Origin of the sequence: Mycobacterium sp. E3298 (assembly GCF_001666895.1) — a bacterium.
Lineage (GTDB): Bacteria > Actinomycetota > Actinomycetes > Mycobacteriales > Mycobacteriaceae > Mycobacterium.
Genome location: NZ_LZJB01000524.1, coordinates 1 through 6,235, shown reverse-complemented (window position 1 = coordinate 6,235; position 6,235 = coordinate 1). Strand labels below are relative to the sequence as shown.

Here is a 6,235-nt window from a genome sequence, read left to right as displayed (position 1 = left end):
TGGTGGCCGTCGTCCGGGTGGCAATCGCCAACCGGCGACGGCGCGCCCATCACCGCATGGTCGTCGATCTGGTCGGCCTGGGCCACGGCGGCGCGCTTCCCCAGCCCTGCGCCCACACGCGGGACCTTCGTGTGCTGGACGTGCCGCAGCCGCTCGCCTACTGCCTGCCGGGCGTCCGCAGCAGGGTGGTGGTCAGCGAGGGGGCGCTGAGCACGCTCGCCGACGCCGAGGTCGCGGCGATCCTCACCCACGAGCGGGCCCACCTGCGGGCCCGCCACGACCTCGTCCTGGAGGCCTTCACCGCAGTGCACGCCGCGTTCCCGCGGCTGGTGCGCAGCGCGAACGCGCTCGGGGCGGTGCAGCTGCTCGTCGAGCTGCTCGCCGACGACGCCGCCGTGCGCGCGGCGGGCCGCACTCCCCTGGCTCGCGCGCTGGTCGCCTGCGCGTCCGGGCGGGCGCCGTCCGGCGCACTGGCCGCCGGCGGACCCAGCACCGTGGTCCGCGTCCGCCGGCTGTGCGGGGGCGGCAACAGCCTGGCGCTGGCGGCGGCCGCATACCTGGCCGCGGTCGCCGTGTTCGTCGTGCCCACCGTCGCGTTGGCCGTGCCGTGGCTCACCGAGCTGCGGCGCCTGATCAACCTCTGACGCGTTCGACGGCCAGCACCCCGGGCGGACGCCGGTCCCCTGTGCCACAGTGTGACGGAAAGCTTTTGGGCACAGTTCTCCGACTCGAGAGGCGAAGACATGGGTTCGTCGGAATCAACCACCGCTACCGCGCAGATCGGCGTCACCGGCCTGGCGGTGATGGGCTCGAACATCGCGCGCAATTTCGCCCGGCACGGCTACACGGTGGCGCTGCACAACCGCTCGATCGCGAAGACCGACGCGCTGCTCAAAGAGCACGGTGACGAGGGCAAGTTCGTGCGGTCGGAGACCATCGCGGAGTTTCTCGACGCCCTGGAGAAGCCGCGGCGGGTGCTGATCATGGTCAAGGCCGGCGACCCCACCGACGCCGTCATCAACGAGCTCGCCGACGCCATGGAGGAAGGCGACATCATCATCGACGGCGGCAACGCCCTCTACACCGACACCATTCGCCGCGAGAAGGCGATGCGCGAACGGGGCCTGCACTTCGTCGGCGCCGGCATCTCCGGCGGCGAGGAGGGCGCGCTGAACGGCCCGTCGATCATGCCGGGCGGCCCCGCCGAGTCCTACACGTCGCTGGGCCCGCTGCTCGAGGAGATCTCCGCACACGTCGACGGGGTCCCGTGCTGCACCCACATCGGGCCCGACGGCGCGGGCCATTTCGTCAAAATGGTGCACAACGGCATCGAGTACTCCGATATGCAGCTGATCGGCGAGGCCTACCAGCTGCTGCGCGACGGCCTGGGCAAGACCGCCGAGCAGATCGCCGACGTGTTCGACGAGTGGAACAAGGGCGACCTGGACAGCTTCCTCGTCGAGATCACCGCCGAGGTCCTGCGCCAGAAGGACGCGAAGACGGGCAAGCCGCTCGTCGACGTCATCCTCGACGAGGCCGAGCAGAAGGGCACCGGCCGCTGGACCGTGAAGTCGGCCCTGGACCTCGGCGTCCCGGTAACCGGGATCGCCGAGGCCGTGTTCGCCCGCGCGCTGTCGGGTTCGGTGACCCAGCGCAAGGCCACCACGGGGCTGGCCTCGGGCGAGCTGGGCGCCAAGCCCGCCGACGCGCAGCAGTTCGTCGAGGACGTGCGCCAGGCCCTCTACGCGTCGAAGATCATCGCGTATGCCCAGGGCTTCAACCAGATTCAGGCCGGCAGCGCCGAATACGACTGGGGCATCACGCCGGGCGACCTGGCCACCATCTGGCGCGGCGGCTGCATCATCCGGGCCAAGTTCCTCAACCGCATCAAAGACGCGTTCGACGAGGACCCCGATCTGCCTAGCCTGATCGTCGCGCCCTACTTCCGCAGCGCGATCGAGGCCGCGATCGACGGCTGGCGCCGCGTCGTGGTGACCGCCACGCAGCTGGGCATCCCGATCCCCGGCTTCTCCTCGGCGCTGTCCTACTACGACGCGCTGCGCACCGAGCGGCTGCCCGCGGCGCTCACCCAGGGGCTGCGCGACTTCTTCGGCGCGCACACCTATGGCCGCATCGACGACGACCCCGATAAGCGCTTCCACACGCTGTGGAGCGGGGACCGCAGTGAAGTGCCCGCCTAGCCGGGTACTACTTGAGGGACACGAGGGGGCGCGGCGACAGCGATGAGATTTCTGGACGGGCATCGGCCCGGTTACGACCTGACCTACAACGACGTCTTCGTGATGCCGAACCGGTCGGAGGTCGCGTCGCGCTTCGATGTCGACCTGTCCACCCAGGACGGCTCGGGCACCACCATCCCGGTGGTGGTCGCCAACATGACCGCGGTGGCCGGGCGGCGGATGGCCGAGACGGTCGCCCGGCGGGGCGGCCTGGTGATTCTGCCGCAGGACATCCCGATCACCGCGGTGCAGCAGACGGTGGACTTCGTCAAGAGCCGCGACCTGGTTCTCGACACCCCGGTCGTGCTGGGCCCCGACGACTCGGTGTCCGATGCGACCGCGCTGATCCACAAGCGCGCACACGGGGTCGCGGTCGTCGTCTTCGAGGGCCGCCCGATGGGCTTGGTGAGCGAATCCTGCTGCCTGGGCGTGGACCGCTTCGCCAGGGTTCGGGATGTCGCGATCACCGACTTCGTCACCGCCCCGGTCGGGACCGAACCACGCAAGATCTTCGACCTGCTCGAGCACGCCCCGATCGGGGTTGCCGTCGTGACGAACGTCGACGGCACGCTGGCCGGCGTGCTCACCCGCACCGGGGCCGTCCGCACCGGCCTGTACACCCCGGCGCTCGACCGTGAAGGGCGGCTGCGGGTGGGTGCGGCCGTCGGCATCAACGGCGACGTGGGCGCCAGGGCGCGCTCCCTGGTCGAGGCGGGCGTCGACGTGCTCGTCATCGACACCGCACACGGGCATCAGGTGAAGACGCTCGAGGCGATCCGCACGGTGTCCTCGCTCGAACTCGGGGTGCCGCTGGTGGCCGGCAACGTCGTCTCCGCGGAGGGCACGCGCGATCTGCTGGGCGCCGGGGCGAACATCGTCAAGGTCGGCGTCGGGCCGGGGGCGATGTGCACCACCCGGATGATGACCGCTGTGGGGCGCCCGCAATTCTCGGCCGTCGTCGAATGTGCTTCCGCGGCAAGGCAATTGGGTGGCCACGTGTGGGCCGACGGCGGCGTTCGACATCCCCGGGACGTGGCGCTGGCGCTGGTGGCCGGCGCGTCCAACGTGATGATCGGATCGTGGTTCGCCGGCACCTACGAGTCGCCCGGCGACCTGATGCGCGACCGCGAGGACCAGCCCTACAAGGAGAGCTACGGCATGGCGTCCAAGCGTGCGGTGGTCGCCCGCAGCGCCGCCGACACCGCCTTCGACCGCGCCCGCAAAGCGCTCTTCGAGGAAGGCATTTCGACCTCACGCATGGGCCTGGACCCCGACCGCGGGGGCGTCGAGGATTTGATCGACCACATCACCTCGGGCGTGCGCAGCACGTGCACCTATGTCGGCGCCGCCAACCTGACGGACCTCTACGAGCGTGCCGTCGTGGGGGTGCAGTCGGCCGCGGGCTTCGCCGAAGGCCATCCACTGCCGCTGGGTTGGTGACCCCCGCCGCACGCAATTCTTTGGCGGCGCAGGCAATTTGGTGGGTCAGGCGCCGGCCGGACGTTCCCACGCGTAGAGCGACATGCGGCGATTCCTGGTGTCGTGTTCGCCGAGGAACGCGCAGCCGGCGAATTCGCAGAGTCGGCGCGCGGTGGTGTTGCGGTGATCGGGGTCGAACATGACGCGCCGGCAGCGGGGCTCCATGGCGAAGACGCTCCCGACGATCTGCGGCAACAGCATCGGGCCCAGGCCCCGGTTCATCAGGCCCGGGTCGGCGATGGCGGCGTGCAGCCCCAGGTCATACGGATCGGCATCGTAGTGGTGCGAGATCAAGTCCTTTGCGCCCCAGTATAATTCGAGGTAGGCGCAATCTTGGCCATCGACGCTGCCCAGCAGTGGCACCGAATACGTGCCGTCCAGCTGCGCGCCGAGGTGCCGCTCCCATCGCGGGGCCGGCCAGTCGTACTCCCAGGCCGCGGCCAGGTGTGGGCGGTTCATCCACTCCGCCACCATGCCCGCGTCCTCGGGCCGCGCGACACGCAGCGCGAAGGGCGGTTCGAGCGCGGGGGCCGGCGGCCGCCCGATGCGCGCCACCTTCTCGGAGATGTCGAAGCGCTCGCGCGGAAGGACTTGGGCCGGTTCGGTTTCGGGTGGGCCTTCGGACGCCATAGTCCGCCAGCCTATCGAGTAAGGTTAGGCAACCCATACTTGGGTCCCGGGCGGGCCCGGCCTCCCAGTGAAAACGGTCGTTGACCGAACGGGGGGCGGACCGGGCTACGATAAATCAGCAAAGACGGAAGCGACCGCGTCCGCACCGGTTTCAGGCAGCGAAGGGATTGACGTGCCGCAGGCACCCGTGCAGCCCATGGGCTTCCGGGCGCGGCAGCCGTCCGACGAGCCGCCCGATGCGGAGCCTTCCCCGGCCATCCCGCCAACACAATCGGCCCGCGGGCGGCGTGCTCGATGAACGTCAGCGTCGCCGTGATCAGCATCATTGCCATCGCGGTGCTCATCTTCGGTAACGCGGTATTCGTGGCGGCCGAGTTCTCGCTGACCACGCTGGACCGCAGCGCCGTGGAGGCCAACGCGCGGCGCGGCGGCCGGCGCGACCGCGCGATCCGGCGCGCCCACCACAAGTTGTCGTTCCAGCTCTCCGGCGCCCAATTGGGCATCTCCGCAACCACACTGGCGGCCGGTTACCTGACCGATCCGATGCTGGCCGACCTGCCGCACCCGTGGTTCGACGCGATGGGCATTCCCGACAAGGTGGCCGACGCGATCATGGCGTTCGTGGCGTTGGTCATCGTCACCTCGGTGTCGATGGTGTTCGGCGAGCTGGTTCCCAAATACCTTGCCGTGGCCCGGCCACTGTCCACCGCGCGCGCCGTGGTGGGCGTTCAGCTGCTGTTCTCGCTGCTGTTCACCCCGGCGATCCGGCTCACCAACGGCGCGGCGAACTGGATCGTGCGCCAGCTGGGCATCGAGCCGGCCGAAGAGCTGCGGTCGGCCCGGTCGCCGCAGGAACTGCTGTCCCTGGTGCGCTCCTCGGCGCGCAGCGGCTCGCTGGATCCCGCGACCGCGTCACTGGTGCGGCGCTCGCTGCAGTTCGGCGCCCTGACCGCCGAGGAGCTGATGACGCCCCGATCCAAGATCGTCGCGCTGCAGACCGACGACACCGTCGCCGACCTGGTGGCCGCGGCCGCCGAGTCCGGGTTCTCCCGGTTCCCGATCGTCGACGGCGATCTCGACGAGACCATCGGCATCGTGCACGTCAAACAGGTGCTGGCCATCCCGGCGGCCGACCGGGCGCGCACGCCGCTGACCAACGTGGCGCAGCCCGTCCCGGTGGTGCCCTCGACGCTGGACGGCGACGCCGTCATGGCCGAGATCCGCGCGAACAGCCTGCAGACCGCGATGGTGGTCGACGAATACGGCGGCACCGCGGGCATGGTGACCGTCGAGGACCTGATCGAAGAGATCGTGGGCGACGTCCGCGACGAACACGACGACGCCACCCCGGACGTCGTCGCGGCCGGCACCGGCTGGCGCGTCTCGGGACTGCTGCGCATCGACGAGGTCGCCACCGCCACCGGGTTCCGGGCGCCGGAAGGGCCCTACGAGACCATCGGCGGGCTGGCGTTGCGCGAATTCGGCCACATCCCGGTGGCCGGTGAAACGGTGAAGCTGCCGGCCCTGGACGCCGACGGCCTGTTGGACACCTCGCTGCGCTGGCAGGCAACGGTCATCCGGATGGAGGGACGCCGGATCGACCTGCTGGAACTCAACGAGCTGCAGGGTGACGGCGACACCGGCGCGGCGGGGGGTCCGCGATGAGCGATCCCGTCGGAGTGTTCCTGGCGATCGTGCTGATCGGCGTCAACGCCTTCTTCGTCGGCGCGGAATTCTCGTTGATCTCGGCCCGGCGCGACCGGCTGGAAGCGCTGGCCGAGCAGGGCAAGGCGCGCGCGGTCACGGTGATCCGCGCCGGCGAGCAGTTGCCGGCGATGCTGGCCGGGGCCCAGCTGGGTGTCACCGCCGCGTCGCTGCTGGTGGGG

The 6,235-nt window shown here is 70.3% G+C and carries 6 protein-coding genes; 5 read left to right on the top strand and 1 reads right to left on the bottom strand.

What is annotated here, in order from left to right:
* From A9X05_RS24140 to A9X05_RS24130, 3 genes are all read left to right on the top strand, one after another.
* Positions 1–644: M56 family metallopeptidase (locus A9X05_RS24140; RefSeq protein WP_067784472.1), on the top strand; the 644-nt coding region annotated here is incomplete at its 5' end.
* Positions 645–743: 99 nt separating this feature from the next.
* On the top strand, positions 744–2,201 hold the full coding sequence (gndA, locus tag A9X05_RS24135; protein WP_067760728.1) for an NADP-dependent phosphogluconate dehydrogenase: 1,458 nt from the start codon (positions 744–746) through the stop codon (positions 2,199–2,201).
* A gap of 42 nt (positions 2,202–2,243) precedes the next feature.
* Positions 2,244–3,680: a GuaB1 family IMP dehydrogenase-related protein gene (locus tag A9X05_RS24130; protein WP_067760726.1), complete on the top strand. Its 1,437-nt coding sequence runs from the start codon at positions 2,244–2,246 to the stop codon at positions 3,678–3,680.
* A gap of 45 nt (positions 3,681–3,725) precedes the next feature.
* Here A9X05_RS24130 and A9X05_RS24125 read toward each other — a convergent pair whose 3' ends face one another.
* Positions 3,726–4,349, bottom strand: a complete 624-nt coding sequence (locus A9X05_RS24125; RefSeq protein WP_067760724.1) for a GNAT family N-acetyltransferase — start codon at positions 4,347–4,349, stop codon at positions 3,726–3,728.
* Between the two features lie 294 nt (positions 4,350–4,643).
* Between A9X05_RS24125 and A9X05_RS24120 the strand changes: the two genes are divergently transcribed.
* Positions 4,644–6,014, top strand: a complete 1,371-nt coding sequence (locus tag A9X05_RS24120; RefSeq protein WP_067760722.1) for a hemolysin family protein — start codon at positions 4,644–4,646, stop codon at positions 6,012–6,014.
* Positions 6,011–6,235: CNNM domain-containing protein (locus A9X05_RS24115; protein WP_156736945.1), on the top strand; the 225-nt coding region annotated here is incomplete at its 3' end. The genes A9X05_RS24120 and A9X05_RS24115, both read left to right, overlap by 4 nt.